This is a genomic window from Actinocatenispora sera, from assembly GCF_018324685.1.
Taxonomy (GTDB): domain Bacteria; phylum Actinomycetota; class Actinomycetes; order Mycobacteriales; family Micromonosporaceae; genus Actinocatenispora; species Actinocatenispora sera.
Genome location: NZ_AP023354.1, coordinates 1,997,598 through 2,014,666, shown reverse-complemented (window position 1 = coordinate 2,014,666; position 17,069 = coordinate 1,997,598). Strand labels below are relative to the sequence as shown.

Sequence of the window (17,069 nt, the reverse complement as noted above, 5' to 3'; positions counted from 1 at the left end):
GATGGCGATTTCGGAGTACTTGGGCAGGTTGCGCGCCGTGGTCGGGCACGACCTGTTGCTGGTGCCGAGCGCGGCGGCGGTGGTGCACGACGACGCCGGCCGCATCCTGCTGGAACAGCGCAGCGACACCGGCACCTGGGCGCTGCCGGCCGGCGGGATCGACCCCGGCGAGCAGCCGGCCGCCGCGGCGCTGCGCGAGATCGAGGAGGAGACCGGGGTGATCGCCGAGATCGAACGACTCGCCGGGCTGGCGATGCACCCGGCCGAGTACCCGAACGGCGACAGGTGCGAGTACCTCAACGTCTGGTTCCGCTGCCGGGCGATCGGCGGCGACGCCCGGCGCGACGAGGACGAGACGCTCGACGTGCGATGGTTCGAGCCGGACGCGCTGCCGGACATCCACCCGTTCACCCGGCTGCGGATCGACACCGCGCTGCGCGAGGGCCCGCCGTGGTTCGTCCCGCCGGGCGAGGCGCTCGACACCGTGCGGATCAGGTATCCGTAGGCCGCTCGTCCGGCGTCGGCAGCGGGAAGGCGCGCACCTCCAGCAGCACGTCCCGGGTGTCGGAGCGGCCGGCGCGCTCCTTGCGCGGGTACCGCTTGGCGAACGACTCGACCAGCTCCACGCACGCGGCGGTCAGCTCGCGGAGCTCGTCCAGGGTCAGCCGCATCCGCGACTCGCTGAAGTTGGCCGCGTCCCACCACGCCGGGTCGGCATGCGGGGTCGCGTCGAAGAACCTCCTGGCCTGCTCGTCCCCGCGGGCCAGGACCAGCGGCGCGAGCAACTGCGTCGCGGCGCGCGCGGCCGGGTCGGTACCGGCGTCGTCGCCGACCCGCCAGCCGCCCGAGGAGCGCCACCGGCGTTCCCGGCGATCGGTGCCGGGCGCCTCCTGGACCAGGCCGTACTTGGCGAGTTCGCGCAGGTGGTAGCTGGTCGCGCTGGGCGACAGGCCGACGATGTCGGCGCATTCGGTGGCGGTCGCCGACTCACGGTCGCCCAGGTACTCCAGGATCGCCAACCGGGCGGGGTGCGCCAGCGCCCGGATCGCCCGCGGGTCGGTCAGGTTCGGTTTGTCCGATATCGTTCCGGTGCTGGTGGGGTCGTTGCCGTCGCTGTCACCGCTCACGGTCCCATCATTGCGCGTCGAACCGACCGAACCGGTACGGGCCGCGTACCGCCGGCGGCCGCGGCGGGGCCGAGCCGTCCGCGCTCGCGGCGCGAACGGCGGTGCGATGCACGGCGGCCGGGGTGACGCGCGACGAAAAGGCAGGTGACGGACCGGCGCCGGCACGCTAGGCTTTCGGATTCGCGCGCCGTGGTGGCGCGCCCCGTTGAACGGCACCGACCGCGCCGCGCACAGCAGCGGCGCCCGCGCCGGGTCGCGGTGAGAGGCGCCAGCGCCTCCCCCGACCCAGGACACGCCTCGGAGCGCCGGGCGGCGAAGGACGAGCCGGCTCCCGGCTCGGTGGCCTCCGCCAGGGATCGCGGCGAGCAGTGCGCCGCCGCCGACCGGACCACCGCCGACGTGACGTGAGGCGACATGACCGTGCAGAAGACCGACCCTGCCCTCGACGCGGAGCTTGCCGCCGAGCGGCACCACCTGACCTCCTCCCGGGCCGCGCTGCGCCGGATGCGCGAGCGCGCCGAGGGGCTGTACCGCACCGGCGACGGGGTCGGCGGCGACCCGTTCGCCGCCGAGTCGCTCGGCCGGGCGCTGGCCCAGCGCATCGCCGAGCTGGCCGACGATCCGGACACCCCGCTGTTCTTCGGCCGGCTCGACCACGCCGACCATGCCGCCGAAGCCGCCGCGGCCGGGTACCCGGACCTCGACGTGGTCGACACCGAGCACGCCGACAACGCCGGGGCGAGCTTCCACATCGGCCGCCGGCACGTGGTGGACGACTCGGGCGAGCCGCTGGTGATCGACTGGCGCGCCCCGGTCTCCCGGGCGTACTACCAGGCCAGCGCGCGGCAGCCGATGGGCGTGGCGCGCCGCCGGCGGTACGGGTTCGCGGCCGGCGCGCTGACCGGGTTCGAGGACGAGCACCTGACCGAAGGTGAGGAACTCGGCACCGCGAGCCGCATCCTGACCAGCGAGATCGAGCGTCCGCGCGTGGGCCCGATGCGCGACATCGTCTCCACCATCCAACCCGAGCAGGACGATCTGGTCCGGGCCGAGCTGGCCACCTCGCTGTGCGTGCAGGGCGCACCCGGTACCGGGAAGACCGCGGTCGGGCTGCACCGTGCCGCGTTCCTGCTGTACCACCACCGCGAGCAGCTGCGCCGCTCCGGCGTGCTGGTGGTCGGGCCGAACGCGGCGTTCCTCGGCTACATCGCCGCGGTGCTGCCGGCGCTCGGCGAGGTCGGCGTCGACCAGTACGCGGTGGATGCGCTGGTGGCGCACGCGCCGGTCCGGGCCGTCGATGCGCCGGCGGCGGCCGCGGTCAAGCACGACGTGCGGATGGCGCGGGTGGTGCGCCGCGCGCTGTACGGGCAGCTGGTCAAGCCGACCGAGTCGCTGGCGGTGTCGGACGGGTCGGCCCGGTGGCGGCTGTCCGCGGAGGCGCTGCGCCGCATCGTGGACGACGCCCGGCGGGAGGGCCTGCCGTACGCGACGGGCCGGGAGCGGGTGCGGGCCCGGGTGGCGAGCGGGCTGCGCCGGCAGGCCGAGGCGCGCGGCGAGTCGCCCGGCGACACCTGGCTGCGCCGGGTCGGCAGGTCGGCCCCGGTTCGCGAGTTCCTGGACACCTGCTGGCCGGCGGTCGACCCGATCGGACTGGTGGTGGCGCTGCTCGGCGACCGGGCGCTGCTCGCGGCCGCGGCGGACGGCATCCTCACCGACGCCGAGCAGGACGCGATCGCCTGGCCGCGACCGCTGCGCACGGCCCGGCTGGACCGGGCGCCGAAGGCGGCGAAGCTGACCGCCGCGGACAACGTGCTGATCGACGAGGCGGCCGGGCTGATCGACCGGGTCGGCAGCTACGGGCACGTGGTGGTGGACGAGGCGCAGGACCTGTCGCCGATGCAGTGCCGGGCGGTGGCGCGACGCAGCGAGCACGGCTCGATCACGGTGCTCGGCGACCTGGCCCAGGGCACCACCCCGTGGGCGGCCCGCCGCTGGCCGGATTCCCTTGCCCACCTGGGCAAGCCGGACGCCGAGGTGACCGCGCTGACCACCGGCTTCCGGGTGCCGGGCGCGGTGCTCGACCTCGCGAACCGGTTGGTGCCGGCGCTGGACGTGGCGGTACCGGCGGCGACCTCGCTGCGCGCCGACGGCTCGCTGCGGCTGCGCCGAATGTCCACAGTGGATGAAGAGCTGCCCGGCGCGGTGCGCGACGCGCTCGCCGAGGAGGGCTCGATCGGCGTGATCGCGCCCGATGCGGCGATCGAGGCATGCGGCCTCGCGCTCGCCGCCGCCGGGATTCCACACTCCACAGTGGACGATCTGGCGGCGGCGGAGCGGGTGGTGCTGGTGCCCGCGACACTGGCGAAGGGCCTGGAGTACGACCACGTCATCGTGCTGGAGCCGGCCGACATCGTGGCCGCCGAACCGCGCGGACTGCACCGGCTGTACGTGGTGCTCACCCGAGCGGTGTCCCGGCTGGTGGTGCTGCACTCCGCCGACCTGCCCGCCGAGCTCGTCGGCTGACCGGGCACCGCACCCGGCCACCGCGCGCGATCGCAGGCGCGGGCCGGATGCCGCCCCGGTGGGCCCTCGACGCGGCCGGACGCCGTGCCGGGGCCCACCGGGCTCCGGCACGGCGTCGTGCGCCGACGGCGGCCGGTCCGGTGGGCAACCCCGGCGATCCGCCGCGGGAGGTCAGGCGCAGAGCTCGGCGGCGTCCGCCAGCGCCGCGGCCGGGGTACGGGCGGCGTGCGCGAACGGGTAGAGCATCCGGGCGGATGCGTTGCCCCGGCTCGCCCCCCACAGGGCGCTGCGGCAGATCATGTCCTTGAGCGCCGCGCCGGACCGACCGGAGAACAACAGTTCGGTGGACCGGTCACTCGGGCGCACCGCCTGCATGATGCCCCGGCGGCGCCCCAGGCTGATGCACAGATCCCAGAACCGGAACTGGTACGGCCTCGGGGTGCGCCCGGACAGCTGCGCGGCGACCGCGTCACCCACGTACAGCCCGGTCGGCAGGCCGGCCTGGCAGGACATCCGCGGCACCCCCCACGGCATCGTGATCGCGGCGGCGTCGCCGATCGCGTACACCTCGGGGTGGCCGGGCGCGCGCAGGGTCGAGTCGACCGTGATCCGGCCGAGTTCGGTCGTGCCGAGGCCGGCGTCCGCGGCGATCCGCGAGGCGACGAACGATCCGCACCACACGGCGACATCGGCCGGTAGCGTGCCGCCGTCGCCGAGCGTCACCGCGCCGGGCTCGACCGCGGCGACCGCCGTGTCCTCCCGCACCCGCACGCCGAGCGTGTCCAGGGACCGGCGGATGTAGCGCTCGGCCCGGGCGGACACGTCGTGCGCGAGCCGGCCGCGGGTCACCAACGTCACGGCGAGCTGCGGGTACGCCTCGGCGATCTCGGTCGCCGCCTCGATCCCGGTGAGGCCGCCGCCGCACACCACCACGGTGCCGGTGCGGCCGTCCAGTTCGCGCAGCCGAGCGGCGAGCCGATCGGCGACCGGCCCGTCCAGCGTGTACGCGTGCTCGGCGACACCCGGCACGACATCGGTGCGGGTGTGACTGCCCAGGGCGTACACCAGGGTGTCGTAGCCGACCGGACCGCCGTCGGACATCCGCAGCGTCCCGGCGGCGAGGTCGATCGCCTCGACGGTGCCGACCCGTACCGACACGTCGGTGCCGGACAGCAGCTCCCGGAGTGGGTGCCGGGCGGTACCGGTGCCGGCGGCGACCTGGTGCAGCCGGATGCGCTCCACGAAGTCGGGCCCGGCGTTGATCAGTTGGATCCGCACGTCCCGACCATGGGTACGGCGGGCCAGCCGGCTCGCCGCCGCGAGCCCCGCGTAACCGGCACCGACAACGGCCACCTGAGTTGTCATCGTTCCCCCTCGTCCCTTCGTCGAAGAAGGCTTCACCCCTCGGACGAGACGGCGGAACGAAACGTGACGCGGCGGCTCAGCGCCAGACGAAGCCGCCCGCGGAGAACTCGATCCGCCGCCGCGAGACGTACGGGTTCGGCTCGGTGCGGCCGCCGCCCCCACGCTGGTGCGGCACCGCCGGCGCGAGTCGCGTGGTACGGGTCCGGTTCGTGGTGTTGGTCATCGTGGCGGTCATCGTGCACCTCGCTCATCGTTCATCCGGTATCCCCCAGGGTGGGACGGCAACGGCCTGTCCGAATCCACGTTTCGTGCCAGCGCCCGGTTTTGCCTGCCCGCCGTGATGCCGCGCACGTACCCGCAGCTCAGCCCGCCGCGCCTCGGTTCCGTGGCGTGCGGCGGACCGGGACGACCAGGGGGCCGTGGTCGCCGTCGACGACCCGGACCCGGGCCCGGTAGTGGGTGGCGAGCAGATCCTCGGTGAGCACCTCGGCCGGTGCGCCGAGCGCCACCCGGCGCCCGCCGGCGAGCAGCAGGATGCGGTCGGCGTACTCGCCGGCGACGGACAGGTCGTGCATGGTGGCGACGACGGTGAGCGGATCGTCCGCCGGCCCGGTGGCGCGCAGTTCGTCGACGAGCTCCAGCACGTCCTGCTGGTGGCCGATGTCCAGCGCGCTGGTCGGTTCGTCGAGCAGCAGCAGCCGGGCGCCCTGGGCGAGCGCGCGGGCCAGGAAGACCCGCTGGCGCTCGCCGCCGGACAGCGTGGACAGCTCGCGGTCGGTCAGCCCGGTGAGGTCGAGGCGGGCCAGCACGTCGCGCACCGCGGCCAGGTCGGCGGCGCTCTCGGCGGCCAGCGGCGGGATGTACGGGGTGCGGCCGAGCATCGCGTAGTCGAACACCGACATGCCCGGCGGTACCACCGGGTCCTGGGCGACGAGGGCGATCTGCCGCGCCCGCTCGCGGCGGCGCAGCGCGGTCACCGGGCTGCCGCCGATCCGTACCTCGCCGGTCGCCGGCAGCAGCCCGGCCAGCACCCGCAGCAGGGTGGACTTGCCGGCCCCGTTGGGCCCGATGATGGTCAGCCACTCGCCGGCGGCGACGTCGATGTCCACATCGGACAGCAACGTCGCGGCACCGATCCGGACGCCCACGCCGCGGGCGGACACCATCACCTCGCCGGTGGTCACGGGCCCACCCGCCTGGTGGTGCGCAGCACGACGATGAAGAACGGGGCACCGAAGAACGCCGTCACCACGCCGATCGGGATCTCCGCCGGCGCCTGCACGGTACGGGCGAGCAGGTCGGCGAGCGCCAGGAACGCGGCGCCGAACAGCAGCGACAGCGGCAGGATGATCCGGTAGCTCGACCCGGCGATCAGCCGTACCGCGTGCGGCACGATGATGCCGACGAAGCCGATCAGGCCGGACACCGCCACCGCGGCAGCGGTACCGAGCGTCGCGGCGAGTACCAGGATCATCCGGACCCGCTGCGGGTGCAGGCCGAGGCTCGCCGCCTCCTCGTCGCCGACGCTGAGCACGTCCAGCGCGCGCCGCTGGGACAGCACCACCACCGAGGTGACCACCGCGTACGGCAGCAGCATCAGCACCTCGTGCCAGCCGGAGGTGGTGAGCTGGCCGAGCAGCCAGGAGTACACCTCCTGGATCGTGTCGCTGTGCGCCTGCAACAGGTAGGTCTGGATCGCGGTGCAGAACGCCGCGATCGCGACCCCGGCGAGGATCAGCGTCACCGTCGACCGGAACCGGGAGCCGGCCGCGCCGAGCAGGTAGGTACCGGCGACCGCGGCCAGCGCGCCGACGAACGCGGCGAGCGGGATCAGCAGCGGCGCGGTCACCGACGAGCCCGGCCGCAGCACGATGACCGTGGTGGCGCCGAGGCCGGCCCCGGCCGCCACGCCGAGCAGGTACGGGTCGGCCAGCGGGTTGCGGAACACCCCCTGGTAGCAGCCGCCGGACAGCGCGAGCAGCGCGCCGACCAGCAGCCCGAGCACGACCCGGGGCAGCCGCAGCTGGGTCAGGATGGCGTCGTCGCGAGCGGACAGCCCGGTCGGCACCGCACCGCCGGTCAGGTGGTGCACCAGATCGGTGACCACGTCGACCGGCGACAGCGACACCGGGCCGAACGCGAGGCCGGCGACCAGCGCCACCAGCACCGCGGCAACCCCGACGGCCACCCAGCGCAGCCGCAGCCGGCTGGTCACGTCGCCGGTACCGCCCGGACGGCGTTGGCGGCGGCCTGCACCAGCTGCACGACGCGCGGGCCCCAGCGGGACGCGACGTCGTCGTTCAGCCCGTACACGTGCTTGTCCTTGACCGCGGTCAGCGTGCTCCAACCGGGCCGCTTGGCGACGGCGGCGGCCGATGCCGCGCAGCACTTGGTGTCGGCCAGGAAGACCAGGTCGGGGTTCGCCTCGATCAGGTACTCCTTGGACAGCTGCGGGTAGCCGGTGTGGCCCTTGTCCGCCTTGTCCGCAACGTTGGTCAGCCCGAGCGGGGTCAGCAGCGACCCGACGAACGTCTTGCTGGTCGCGGTGTGCAGTTGCGGATCCAGCTCGTAGTAGTAGCTGAGCTTCGTGCCGGGCTTCGGCAGGCCCTGCTCGGCCTTGGCGATGCCGGACTTCATCTTCCGCACGGTGCTCGCCGCGCCGTCGGTGTGCCCGGTCAGCCGGCCGAGGTCGGTGATCTCGCGGTAGCTGTCGTCGAGCGTGGTCGCGGCGGCGGCCACGTACACCGGGATCTTCAGCTTCTGCAGGCTCTTCACCACGTCACCGGAGCTGTACGACAGCACCACCAGGTCCGGGTCGTACCCGGCGATCGCCTCGACGTTCGGCTTGAACCCGGACAGCTTGGTGCGGGGCGCCTTCGCCGGGTAGTCCGACTGGTCGTCGACGGCCTTGACCTGGCCACCGGCGCCGATCGAGTACAGCATCTCGGTGGTGGTCGGGGACAGCGACACGATGTGGGTCGGCCGCGCGTCGACGGTGACGCTGCCGGCGGTGCCCTTGACCGTGACCGGGAACGAGCCGGCACCGGCCGAGGCCGAGGCGCCGGACGTGCCCTTGTCGCCGGAACCGGACGAACCGCAACCGGCCAGCACGACCGTCGTCGCGGTCAGCGCCACCAGCGCCGGGGCCACCCGGCGCAACGAAGCTCTCATCTCTACCTCCTGTCGGTCGAAGAACGGCTGTCGCCGACAGGGGAGCTGTCTGCGGGGCGCCCGTTCCTCGCAAGCGCAGTACGCGATCCGTGCGGCAGGCGACCTGGCTCGTACCGCCCCCGGGATCGGGGCCGGTCATCACAGTTGCGGGACAGCGCCGGGTTCCCACCGGCTTCGCTGCGACACGGTCCGCCAAGACGGTAGCGCACTCCTGAAACCGTGCTCCCCGCCATGGCGCCCTGGTGACGGGCGACGGCTGCGGGTGTCCAGATAGCGGGCCGCGCGAGCAATCGTGGCGCGGATTGCATACCGTATGCAGATCATGTCCGAGCACACGCTGGGTTCGTCCCACCTCCCGCTGCGCGATCTGGTCACCGACGAGATCCGGCAGCGGATCCTGACCGGGTTGCTGCCCCCGGGGGAACGGCTGGTCGAGGACCGGCTGGCGGAGGACCTCGGCGTGTCCCGCAACCCGGTCCGCGAGGCGATCCGGGTGCTCGCCACCGAGGGGCTGGTCGAGGTGGCGCCGCGGCGCGGCGCTGCGGTCGCCCGGCCGCGGCCGGCGCACGCCGAGGAGCTGTTCGACATCCGGATGGCGCTGGAGGGGCTGGCCGCGCGGCTCGCGGCCCGGCGGCGGGACGGGGCTGCGCTGGCCCGGCTGCGCAGCGTGCTGGACGATCAGCGCGACGCCGACCAGGTCGGCGCGGTCGCCGATCTGAACACCCGGTTCCACACCGAGGTGGCCGCCGCCTCCGGCAACGAGCACCTGCACCAGCTGGTGGGGCCGCTGCTGCGCCGCGCTCAGTGGGTGTTCCTGCAGACCGCGTACACCCGGGCCGGTGAGTCGCTGACCGAGCACGAGCGGATCTACGCGGCGATCGCGGCCGGTGACGAGGAGTCCGCGCAGTCGCTCTCGGTCGCACACGTGGCCGCGGCGCGCCACTCCTACCTGGCGCACGTGGCGGCGCAGTCCGGGGTCGTCCATCCCGTGGCCGCCCGGCCCGTGGCCGCCCGGTCCGAGCCGGCCAGCTGATCCCGCCACACCCCTCGTTCGCTCAACGCTGGGTGTCGTCGCGCTCACCAAGCGCTTCCACAGGGTTCACATAGTAGGAAGATCCTGGTGGCTCCGCTTGGATCCTGTATACAGAAGCCGTTGCGCGGCGACTGAGTGGCGCGGCACACCCCCGAGGTTCGAGGAGTCCCCCATGCGTACCCGTCGGCTGATGGCCGCGCTGGCGGTCGTCCCGCTGCTGTTGACGGCGGCGGCCTGCTCGGGCACCGAGACCAGCGTCGGCAGGCAACTCACCGGATCGGCGCCGTTCGACGCCCGACCGGTGCGCGACGGCGGCACGCTCACCGTCGCACTGTCCCAGGATCCCGACGCGCTCGACCCGACCACCGCGAACACCTTCGTCGCCCGCGAGGTGTTCGCCAGCATGTGCCAGAAGCTCTACGACGTGGACGAGAACCTGAAGATCGTCCCGCAGCTCGCCGCGGCACTGCCCAAGCTCTCCGACCACGACCGCACCGCCACGATCGCGCTGCGGCAAGGGCTGAAGTTCAACGACGGCACCACCATGGACGCGCAGGCGGTGCGCACCACCCTGGTGCGTGACCTGACGCTGCCGACCTCGTCGCGCAAGAGCGAGCTCGGCGCCGTCAAGTCGGTCGACGTGGTCGACGACCACACGGTACGGCTGCACCTGAGCCGCCCGTTCGCCCCGCTCGCCGCGCAACTGGCGGACCGGGCCGGGATGATCATGTCGCCGGCGGCGCTGCGCAAGTACGGCAAGAACTTCGGCGCGCACCCGCAGTGCGTCGGCCCGTTCTCGTTCGTCAGCCGCACCTCCGGCAGCCAGATCGTGCTGAAGAAGTCGCCGTACTACTACGGCAAGGCCAAGGTGAAGCTGGACAAGCTGATCTACAAGATCGTCACCGACGCGAACGTCCGGTCGGCGAACCTGCAGTCCGGTGACATCCAGGTCGCGGAGCGGCTGGCGACCTCGGACGTCGGCACCCTGTCGGCGGACAAGAGCCTGAAGATCCTGCCCGGCGGCGGCATCAGCTACCAGGGCATCACGATCAACACGTCGAACGTGCACGGCACCGACAAGAAACCCGGCAAGGTCGACACGCCGCTCGCCCAGCATCCCGAGCTGCGCCAGGCGTTCGGCCTGTCACTGGACCGGGACGTGATCAACCGGGTGGTCTTCAACGGCCTGTACGACCCGGACTGCTCACCGCTGCCGAAGAACTCCCCGTACCGCGACCCGAAGGCGACCTGCCCGAAGCGTGACCTGGCCAAGGCGCGCCGGCTGGTCAAGCAGTCGGGGGTCAAGACTCCGGTTCCGGTGACGCTGTCGCTGACCGCCGATCCGGTCTCCGAGCGGCTCGGACAGGTCATCCAGGCGATGGCCAAGGAGGCCGGCTTCGCCGTCAAGGTGGTACCGGGCGAGTTCGTCACCACGCTCAACCAGGCCCGGGAGGGCAAGTTCGACACCATCCAGGTCGGCTGGTCCGGCCGGGTCGACCCGGACGGTGACATCAACGACCTGATCACCTCCGGCGGCTCGAACAACTACAGCGGGCTGCACGATCCGGTCATCGACAACGGCGTGCACGCCGCGGCCGCGACCACCGACACCGCGAAGCGACGCGCCTTGTACAGCACGGTGATCGCGCGCCAGCACGAGCTCAACGGAATCATCTACCTGTACCACGAGCGCTACTTCCTCGGCACCTCGGCGAACGTGGCGGGCATCCGGTACTACTCCGACGGCATTCCGCGGTTCGAGACCGCGGGCTATGCGAAGTAGGTGGCAGGACAATGGGTTGGTATCTGCTGCGCCGCCTCGGCGCGGCCGTGATCGTGGTGCTGATCGCGAGCGTCGTGGTGTTCCTCGGCGTCCGCGCGCTGCCCGGTGACCCGGCCGTGGTGCTGGCCGGCGAGAACCCGACACCGCAGGTGATCAAGTCGATCCGGGCGGAGTACGGGCTGGACAAGTCGTTGCCGGTGCAGTACCTCGACTATCTCAAGCACCTGGTCACCGGCAACCTCGGTACGTCCACACAGGACAAACTGCCGGTCAGCCAGATCCTGGCGAACCGGATCCCGGTGACGCTGGAGCTTGCGATCCTCGCGATGCTCGTGGCCATCGTCGTCGGCGTGCTGTTCGGCACGATCGCGGCGGCCCGGCGGGGGAAGTTCTCCGACTACACCGCGACCGGCTTCGGCCTGCTCGGGCTGTCGGTACCGCACTTCTGGCTGGGGCTGCTCGCGATCCTGCTGTTCGCGGTGAAGCTGCGCTGGCTGCCGGCCTCCGGCTACGTGCCGTTCACCGAGAACCCGGCGCAGAACCTGGAACGGATGATCCTGCCGGCGCTGGTGCTCGGTACCGGCTTCGCCGCGGTGTTGATGCGCCAGACCCGGTCGGCGATGCTCGGCGCGCTGTCCGCCGACTACGTGCGTACCGCGCGGTCCAAGGGGCTGTCCGGGCCGCGGGTCGTGGGCGTGCACGCGCTGCGCAACAGCCTCACCACCGTCGTCACCGTACTGGGCCTGCAACTGGGCGGCCTGATCTCCGGCGCGGTGGTGACCGAACAGATCTTCGTCATCCCCGGCTTCGGCAAGCTGACCGTCGACGCGGTGCTGACCCGTAACTATCCGGTGATCGAGGCGGTCGTGCTGGTGACCGTCGTCGGGTACATCGTGGTCAACCTGCTCGTCGACGTCGCCTATGCGGCGCTGAATCCGCGGATCCGGCTGGCGGGAGCGACCAATGGCTGACGTGCTCACCACCCCGGCACCCGCGGCGGTCGCCGTGGCCGGCCGGTCGGACCGCTGGCGGCGGATGTGGCGCCGGTTCTACCGCAAGCCGATGTCGCTGGCCGGGCTGATCCTCGTCGTACTGTTCGTGTTGCTGGCGCTGCTCGGTCCGGCGCTGTTCGGCGACCCGACCGCGGTGCACTTCGACGACGTGCTCGGCGCGCCGTCCGGCGCACACCTGCTCGGTACCGACGATCTCGGCCGCGACCAGCTGGCCCGGATCGCGTCCGGCGCAAGGGTTTCGCTCGAGGCCGGGGTGCTGTCCACGGCGCTGGCGATGGTGATCGGCATCCCGATCGGGCTGGTCGCCGGGTTCTACCGGCGCTACCTCGACTCGGTGGTGATGCGCGCCGTCGACGTCGTGCTGTCCTTCCCGTTCCTGGTGTTCGCGGTCGGCCTGGCGGCGATCCTCGGACCGTCGCTGCGCAACGTGGTGTTCGCGCTCGGCATCTCGCAGATCCCGGCGATCGTCCGGATCACCCGCGGCGAGGTGCTGTCGGTACGCGAGCAGGACTTCGTCGCCGGCGCGATCGCCGACGGCGCGAACGACGCCACGATCCTGTTCCGGTACGTGCTGCCGAACGCCGCCAACGCGCTGATCGTGCAGGCGACGGTGGCGATTCCGGCCGCGATCATCGGCGAGGCGACGCTGTCGTTCCTCGGCCTCGGTGTGCAGCCGCCGACCCCGTCCTGGGGCGTCATGCTGACCACCGCACAGCAGTTCCTGTCCCAGGCACCGTGGCTCGCGGTGTGGCCGGGCGTGATGATCGCGGTCACCACGCTCGGGTTCAACCTGCTCGGCGACGGCCTTCGCGACGTGATCGACCCCAGGAGCGCCCGATGACTGATGAGGAACGTGCCGCACCGCTGCTCGCGGTGGAGGACCTGCACGTCTCGTTCGGCACCGAGGACGGGCTGGTCCAGGCGGTCAAGGGGGTCTCGCTGACCCTGGCGCCGGGCGAGATCCTGGCGCTGTGCGGCGAGTCGGGCTCGGGCAAGTCGGTGACCGCGATGTCGGTACCGCGGCTGCTGCCGCCCACCGCGCAGGTGACCGGCTCGGTACGGCTGGACGGCCGGGATCTGGTGCGGCTGAGCGGATCGGAGCTGCGCGCGCTGCGCGGCTCGGACGTCTCGGTGGTGTTCCAGGAGCCGATGACCTCGCTCAACCCGTCCTTCACGGTCGGCTTCCAGATCACCGAGGTGCTGCACCGGCACGAGAAGCTGTCCCGCCGCGCCGCCCGCGCCCGCGCCGTCGAGCTGCTGGAACTGGTCGGCATCCCGGACCCGGCCGGCCGGCTCCGGGAGTACCCGCACCAGCTGTCCGGCGGGATGCGGCAGCGGGTGATGATCGCGATCGCGGTCGCCTGCGAGCCGCGGATCCTGATCGCGGACGAGCCGACCACCGCGCTGGACGTGACGATCCAGGCCGGCGTGCTCGACGTGTTCCGCTCGCTGCGGGACCGCCTCGGTACCGCGATCGTACTGATCACGCACGATCTCGGGGTGGTGGCGGACATCGCCGACCGGGTCGCCGTGATGTACGCGGGCCGCATCGTCGAGCAGGCCAACGTGACCGAGCTGTTCGCCCGGCCGCTGCACCCCTACACCCGCGGCCTGCTCGGCGCGCTGCCCAGCGCCGCCCGCCTGGACGGTACGGACCGGCGCCGGCTGCGGGAGATCCCCGGCATGGTGCCCGCCCCGTACGCCGATCCGGACGAGTGCCCGTTCGCGCCGCGCTGCCCGATCGCCGTCGACGACTGCACCGCCGCCCGCCCGACGCTCGATCGCCAGGGTGGGGCGGACGCTCATCTCGCCGCCTGCTTCCATCCCGGAATGTCCACTGTGGAGGCCGTCGATGCCTGACCTGCTCACCGTCACCGACCTGGTCAAGCACTACCCGTCCGGCCGCGGCCGGACGGTCCACGCGGTGGACGGCGTCTCGCTGTCCATCGGCCCCGGCGAGGTGCTGGGCCTGGTCGGCGAGTCCGGCTCCGGCAAGTCCACCGTCGGCAAGTGCATCCTGCGGCTGACCGAACCCACCTCGGGCCGGATCGTGTTCGACGGTACCGACATCACCCACCTGTCCCGCCGGGGCATGCGGCCGCTGCGCCGGGACGTGCACATCGTCTTCCAGGACCCGTACTCGTCGCTCAACCCGCGGTTCTCCATCGGCCAGATCGTCGCGGAGCCGTTGCGGCAGCACGGGATCGCGTCCGGCCGGGCGGCCACCGAGAAGGTCTGCGAGATGCTGGAGCGGGTCGGGCTGCGCGCCCAGATGCGGCACCGGTACCCGCACGAGCTGTCCGGCGGTCAGCGCCAGCGGGTCGGTCTGGCCCGCGCGCTGGTGTGCGAGCCGAAGCTGGTGGTCGCGGACGAGCCGGTCAGCGCGCTGGACGTGTCGGTGCAGGCCTCGGTGCTCAACCTGCTCACCGACCTGCAGCGGGACATGGGGTTCTCCTGCCTGTTCATCACGCACGACCTGTCGGTGGTCGAGTTCCTCGCCGACCGGATCGCGGTGATGTATCTGGGCACCGTGGTCGAATCCGGTCCGCGCGAGCAGATCTTCACCGACCCGCAGCATCCGTACACGAAGGCGCTGCTGTCCGCGGCACCGGTACCGGATCCGGCGGCGCAGCGCGGCCGGCGCCGGGTGGTGCTGTCCGGCGACGTACCGTCGCCGTTGACCCCGCCGTCCGGCTGCCGGTTCCACACCCGCTGCCCGGTGGCGATCGACCGGTGCGCCACCGTGGTGCCGAGCCTGACGCCGGTCCGCGCCCCCGAGCACCCGGTGGCCTGCCACCTGGTGACCGAGGACTCGGTCCCGACCCTCGCGCAGTAGAGAGGACATCGATGTTCACCACCCGGCCCGAGTTGTCCGGCGATCACGGCATGGTGGCCAGCACGCACTGGTTGGCTTCGGCCGCCGGGATGAGCGTGCTGGAGCGCGGCGGCAACGCGTTCGACGCCGCCGTCACCGCCGGCTTCGTGCTGCAGGTCGTCGAACCGCACCTGAACGGCCCCGGCGGCGAGGTACCGGCGCTGGTCTGGCCGGAGGCCGAGCAGAAGGTGTCGGTGGTGTGCGGGCAGGGCGTGGCCCCGGCCGCGGCGACCGTCGACGCGGTTCGCGGCCTCGGCGTCGACCTGATGCCCGGTACCGGGCTGCTGCCGGCGACGGTGCCCGGCGCGTTCGGCGGTTGGCTACTGATGCTGGAACGCTGGGGCACCTGGCGGCTGCGCGACGTGCTCGAGCCGGCGATCTTCTACGCCGAGCACGGCATCCCCGTCATCGAGCGGATCGCGAACACGATCGAGACCGTCGCGCCGATGTTCCGGGCCGACTGGCCGACCTCGGCCGCCACCTGGCTGCCCGACGGTGCGGTACCGGTCGCCGGCGGCCGGTTCGCGAACCCGGTGCTGGCCGCCACGTACCGGCGGGTCGTCGACGAGGCGGAGGCGCACGGCCCGGGGCGGGAGCGAGAGATCGAGGCGGCCCGGTCCGCCTGGTACTCCGGGTTCGTGGCCGAGGCGGTCTCCGAGTTCTGCGCCGGCCGCGGCTGGCGCGACACCTCCGGCAACGAGCACTCCGGCCTGCTCACCGGCGACGACCTGGCCGGTTGGCGGGCCACGGTGGAGGAGCCGGCCAGCGTCGACTACCGCGACCACACCGTGTTCAAGACCGACAGCTGGGGCCAGGGGCCGGTGTTCCTGCAGCAGCTGGCGCTGCTGTCCGGGTTCGACCTGGATGCGGCGTCACCGGCCGAGTTCGTGCACACGGTGACCGAGTCGGCCAAGCTCGCGTTCGCCGACCGGGAAGCCTGGTACGGCGACCCGCGGTTCGCCGACGTGCCGCTCACCGCACTGCTGAGCAAGGAGTACAACGCGGCGCGGCGCGGCCTGATCGGGCCCGCGGCCAACGGCGAGCTGCGGCCGGGCAGCCCGGCCGGGCGCACCCCGCGTCTGCCGGTCTACCCGGAGCCGATCGTCGCGACCGCGGCGTCCGGCGTGGTCGGCGGTGTCGGCGAACCCACCGTGGCGATGCCGGCGGCCGACGCGCCCGAACCGGGCGAGGCGCAGACCGGCGCGAACGGTCGGGTCAACGGCGACACCTGCCATCTGGACGTGGTGGACCGCTGGGGCAACATGGTGTCGGCGACACCCAGCGGCGGCTGGTTGCAGTCCTCGCCGACGATCCCGTCGCTCGGCTTCTGCCTCGGTACCCGGGGGCAGATGTTCTGGCTGCAGGACGGCCTGCCGGGCACGCTGCGTCCCGGCGCGCGGCCGCGGACCACGCTGTCGCCGTCGTTCGCGACCCGCAACGGGCGCCCGTGGCTCGCCTTCGGTACGCCCGGCGGCGACCAGCAGGACCAGTGGAGCGTCAACTTCTTCCTCTCGCTCGTGCACGGTGGGCTGAACCTGCAGGAGGCGATCGACGCACCGATGTTCCACTCGATGCACTTCCCGTCGTCGTTCTACCCGCGCGGCAGCCGGCCCAACGTGCTGCTGGTCGAGGACCGGATGGACCCGGCGACGGTCGCCGAGCTGCGCCGCCGCGGCCACCAGGTCGAGACGCAGCCGCCGTGGTCGCTCGGCCGGCTGTCCGCGGTCGCCCGGGACGCCGACTGGCCCGGTACCGGCTTCCTGCGTGCCGCCGCCAACCCGCGCGGCGCCCAGGGGTACGCCGTGGGCCGCTGACCGCGCCTCCGGTGACCGCACATCGGGTGTAGCCCACCCGTCGGCGCCGGCTACTCTCGGTCGACCCGGGCCGCCGCGTGGCGGCACGGGTCGACCCGTGCCTGCTGGCCGTCGCGGCCGGTGGCGCCCATCGTGGTGACACGCGCCGTGGTCTGCCTGGTCGTGCGGCGCGCGTTCTGCCTGGTCCTGCGGCGCGCGCCACGTCGGCGTACGTGCATGACGCCTGACCGTCCGCGCTGCCCGATGTGACCGATACCGCTGGCGCCCGAGGCATGCGAACGCGGCGCCGCGGGTATGACCGCAGCCATGCGGTTTCCCTCGCTTTCCGCTCCGTACCCCCGCGGATTCCTGCGCGTCCTGCGCAC

At 72.8% G+C, this 17,069-nt stretch carries 15 protein-coding genes and 1 riboswitch; of the genes, 9 read left to right on the top strand and 6 right to left on the bottom strand.

What is annotated here, in order from left to right; translation table 11 throughout:
* Position 1 precedes the first annotated feature (1 nt).
* The gene (locus Asera_RS09640; RefSeq protein ID WP_030446607.1) at positions 2-505 is read left to right on the top strand and encodes an NUDIX hydrolase; all 504 of its coding nucleotides are present in this window, start codon (positions 2-4) and stop codon (positions 503-505) included.
* On the opposite strand, the gene Asera_RS09635 is transcribed toward Asera_RS09640, so the two are convergent.
* Positions 492-1,127: an ArsR/SmtB family transcription factor gene (locus tag Asera_RS09635; protein ID WP_051802312.1), complete on the bottom strand. Its 636-nt coding sequence runs from the start codon at positions 1,125-1,127 to the stop codon at positions 492-494. The two genes, Asera_RS09640 and Asera_RS09635, sit on opposite strands and share 14 nt — an antisense overlap.
* 414 nt (positions 1,128-1,541) lie before the next feature.
* On the opposite strand from Asera_RS09635, the gene Asera_RS09630 reads away from it, so the two are divergent.
* Positions 1,542-3,650, top strand: a complete 2,109-nt coding sequence (locus Asera_RS09630) for a HelD family protein (protein ID WP_030446605.1) — start codon at positions 1,542-1,544, stop codon at positions 3,648-3,650.
* Positions 3,651-3,821: 171 nt separating this feature from the next.
* On the opposite strand, the gene Asera_RS09625 is transcribed toward Asera_RS09630, so the two are convergent.
* The 5 genes from Asera_RS09625 to Asera_RS09605 all read right to left on the bottom strand — a co-directional run bounded on the left by Asera_RS09625 (position 3,822) and on the right by Asera_RS09605 (position 8,186).
* Positions 3,822-5,015, bottom strand: a complete 1,194-nt coding sequence (locus Asera_RS09625) for an NAD(P)/FAD-dependent oxidoreductase (RefSeq protein WP_084131637.1) — start codon at positions 5,013-5,015, stop codon at positions 3,822-3,824.
* 76 nt (positions 5,016-5,091) lie between these two features.
* Entirely contained in the window at positions 5,092-5,250 is a 159-nt protein-coding gene (locus Asera_RS09620; RefSeq protein WP_157034839.1) for a hypothetical protein, read from the bottom strand.
* A gap of 127 nt (positions 5,251-5,377) precedes the next feature.
* Positions 5,378-6,181, bottom strand: a complete 804-nt coding sequence (locus tag Asera_RS09615) for an ABC transporter ATP-binding protein (protein WP_030446603.1) — start codon at positions 6,179-6,181, stop codon at positions 5,378-5,380.
* A 14-nt stretch (positions 6,182-6,195) separates the two neighbouring features.
* Positions 6,196-7,296 (bottom strand): FecCD family ABC transporter permease, encoded by a 1,101-nt coding sequence (locus Asera_RS09610; protein ID WP_425305975.1) that lies wholly within the window; start codon positions 7,294-7,296, stop codon positions 6,196-6,198.
* Complete coding sequence (locus tag Asera_RS09605) at positions 7,227-8,186, bottom strand: ABC transporter substrate-binding protein (protein WP_030446601.1); 960 nt, start codon at positions 8,184-8,186, stop codon at positions 7,227-7,229. The genes Asera_RS09610 and Asera_RS09605 overlap by 70 nt, the downstream gene beginning before the upstream one ends.
* A gap of 76 nt (positions 8,187-8,262) precedes the next feature.
* Positions 8,263-8,409: riboswitch (cobalamin riboswitch) on the bottom strand.
* A gap of 99 nt (positions 8,410-8,508) precedes the next feature.
* Here Asera_RS09605 and Asera_RS09600 point away from each other — a divergent pair.
* The 7 genes from Asera_RS09600 (at position 8,509) to Asera_RS09570 (ending at position 16,704) form a co-directional block, all read left to right on the top strand.
* Positions 8,509-9,219, top strand: coding sequence for a GntR family transcriptional regulator (locus tag Asera_RS09600; RefSeq protein WP_169745844.1), 711 nt, complete (start codon positions 8,509-8,511; stop codon positions 9,217-9,219).
* A gap of 172 nt (positions 9,220-9,391) precedes the next feature.
* Entirely contained in the window at positions 9,392-11,002 is a 1,611-nt protein-coding gene (locus tag Asera_RS09595; protein ID WP_051802309.1) for an ABC transporter substrate-binding protein, read from the top strand.
* Between the two features lie 11 nt (positions 11,003-11,013).
* Positions 11,014-11,973, top strand: a complete 960-nt coding sequence (locus Asera_RS09590) for an ABC transporter permease (RefSeq protein WP_030446598.1) — start codon at positions 11,014-11,016, stop codon at positions 11,971-11,973.
* Positions 11,966-12,856 (top strand): ABC transporter permease, encoded by an 891-nt coding sequence (locus tag Asera_RS09585; RefSeq protein WP_030446597.1) that lies wholly within the window; start codon positions 11,966-11,968, stop codon positions 12,854-12,856. Before Asera_RS09590 ends, Asera_RS09585 begins: the two co-directional genes overlap by 8 nt.
* The gene (locus Asera_RS09580) at positions 12,853-13,875 is read left to right on the top strand and encodes an ABC transporter ATP-binding protein (RefSeq protein WP_030446596.1); all 1,023 of its coding nucleotides are present in this window, start codon (positions 12,853-12,855) and stop codon (positions 13,873-13,875) included. The genes Asera_RS09585 and Asera_RS09580 overlap by 4 nt, the downstream gene beginning before the upstream one ends.
* Positions 13,868-14,851 carry an ABC transporter ATP-binding protein gene (locus tag Asera_RS09575; protein WP_030446595.1) on the top strand — a complete coding sequence of 328 codons (984 nt, stop codon included), beginning with the start codon at positions 13,868-13,870 and terminating at the stop codon, positions 14,849-14,851. Before Asera_RS09580 ends, Asera_RS09575 begins: the two co-directional genes overlap by 8 nt.
* Before the next feature lie 11 nt (positions 14,852-14,862).
* Entirely contained in the window at positions 14,863-16,704 is a 1,842-nt protein-coding gene (locus tag Asera_RS09570; protein WP_030446594.1) for a gamma-glutamyltransferase family protein, read from the top strand.
* The last annotated feature ends 365 nt before the right edge of the window (positions 16,705-17,069 follow it).

Bases quoted from the DNA above. Each gene is read 5' to 3' on its own strand.
- Asera_RS09640 (WP_030446607.1), top strand. From the start codon at position 2: ATGGCGATTTCGGAGTACTTGGGCAGGTTGCGCGCCGTGGTCGGGCAC.
- Asera_RS09630 (WP_030446605.1), top strand. From the start codon at position 1,542: ATGACCGTGCAGAAGACCGACCCTGCCCTCGACGCGGAGCTTGCCGCC.
- Asera_RS09625 (WP_084131637.1), bottom strand. From the start codon at position 5,015: ATGACAACTCAGGTGGCCGTTGTCGGTGCCGGTTACGCGGGGCTCGCG.
- Asera_RS09620 (WP_157034839.1), bottom strand. From the start codon at position 5,250: ATGACCGCCACGATGACCAACACCACGAACCGGACCCGTACCACGCGA.
- Asera_RS09615 (WP_030446603.1), bottom strand. From the start codon at position 6,181: ATGGTGTCCGCCCGCGGCGTGGGCGTCCGGATCGGTGCCGCGACGTTG.
- Asera_RS09605 (WP_030446601.1), bottom strand. From the start codon at position 8,186: ATGAGAGCTTCGTTGCGCCGGGTGGCCCCGGCGCTGGTGGCGCTGACC.
- Asera_RS09600 (WP_169745844.1), top strand. From the start codon at position 8,509: ATGTCCGAGCACACGCTGGGTTCGTCCCACCTCCCGCTGCGCGATCTG.
- Asera_RS09595 (WP_051802309.1), top strand. From the start codon at position 9,392: ATGCGTACCCGTCGGCTGATGGCCGCGCTGGCGGTCGTCCCGCTGCTG.
- Asera_RS09590 (WP_030446598.1), top strand. From the start codon at position 11,014: ATGGGTTGGTATCTGCTGCGCCGCCTCGGCGCGGCCGTGATCGTGGTG.
- Asera_RS09585 (WP_030446597.1), top strand. From the start codon at position 11,966: ATGGCTGACGTGCTCACCACCCCGGCACCCGCGGCGGTCGCCGTGGCC.
- Asera_RS09580 (WP_030446596.1), top strand. From the start codon at position 12,853: ATGACTGATGAGGAACGTGCCGCACCGCTGCTCGCGGTGGAGGACCTG.
- Asera_RS09575 (WP_030446595.1), top strand. From the start codon at position 13,868: ATGCCTGACCTGCTCACCGTCACCGACCTGGTCAAGCACTACCCGTCC.
- Asera_RS09570 (WP_030446594.1), top strand. From the start codon at position 14,863: ATGTTCACCACCCGGCCCGAGTTGTCCGGCGATCACGGCATGGTGGCC.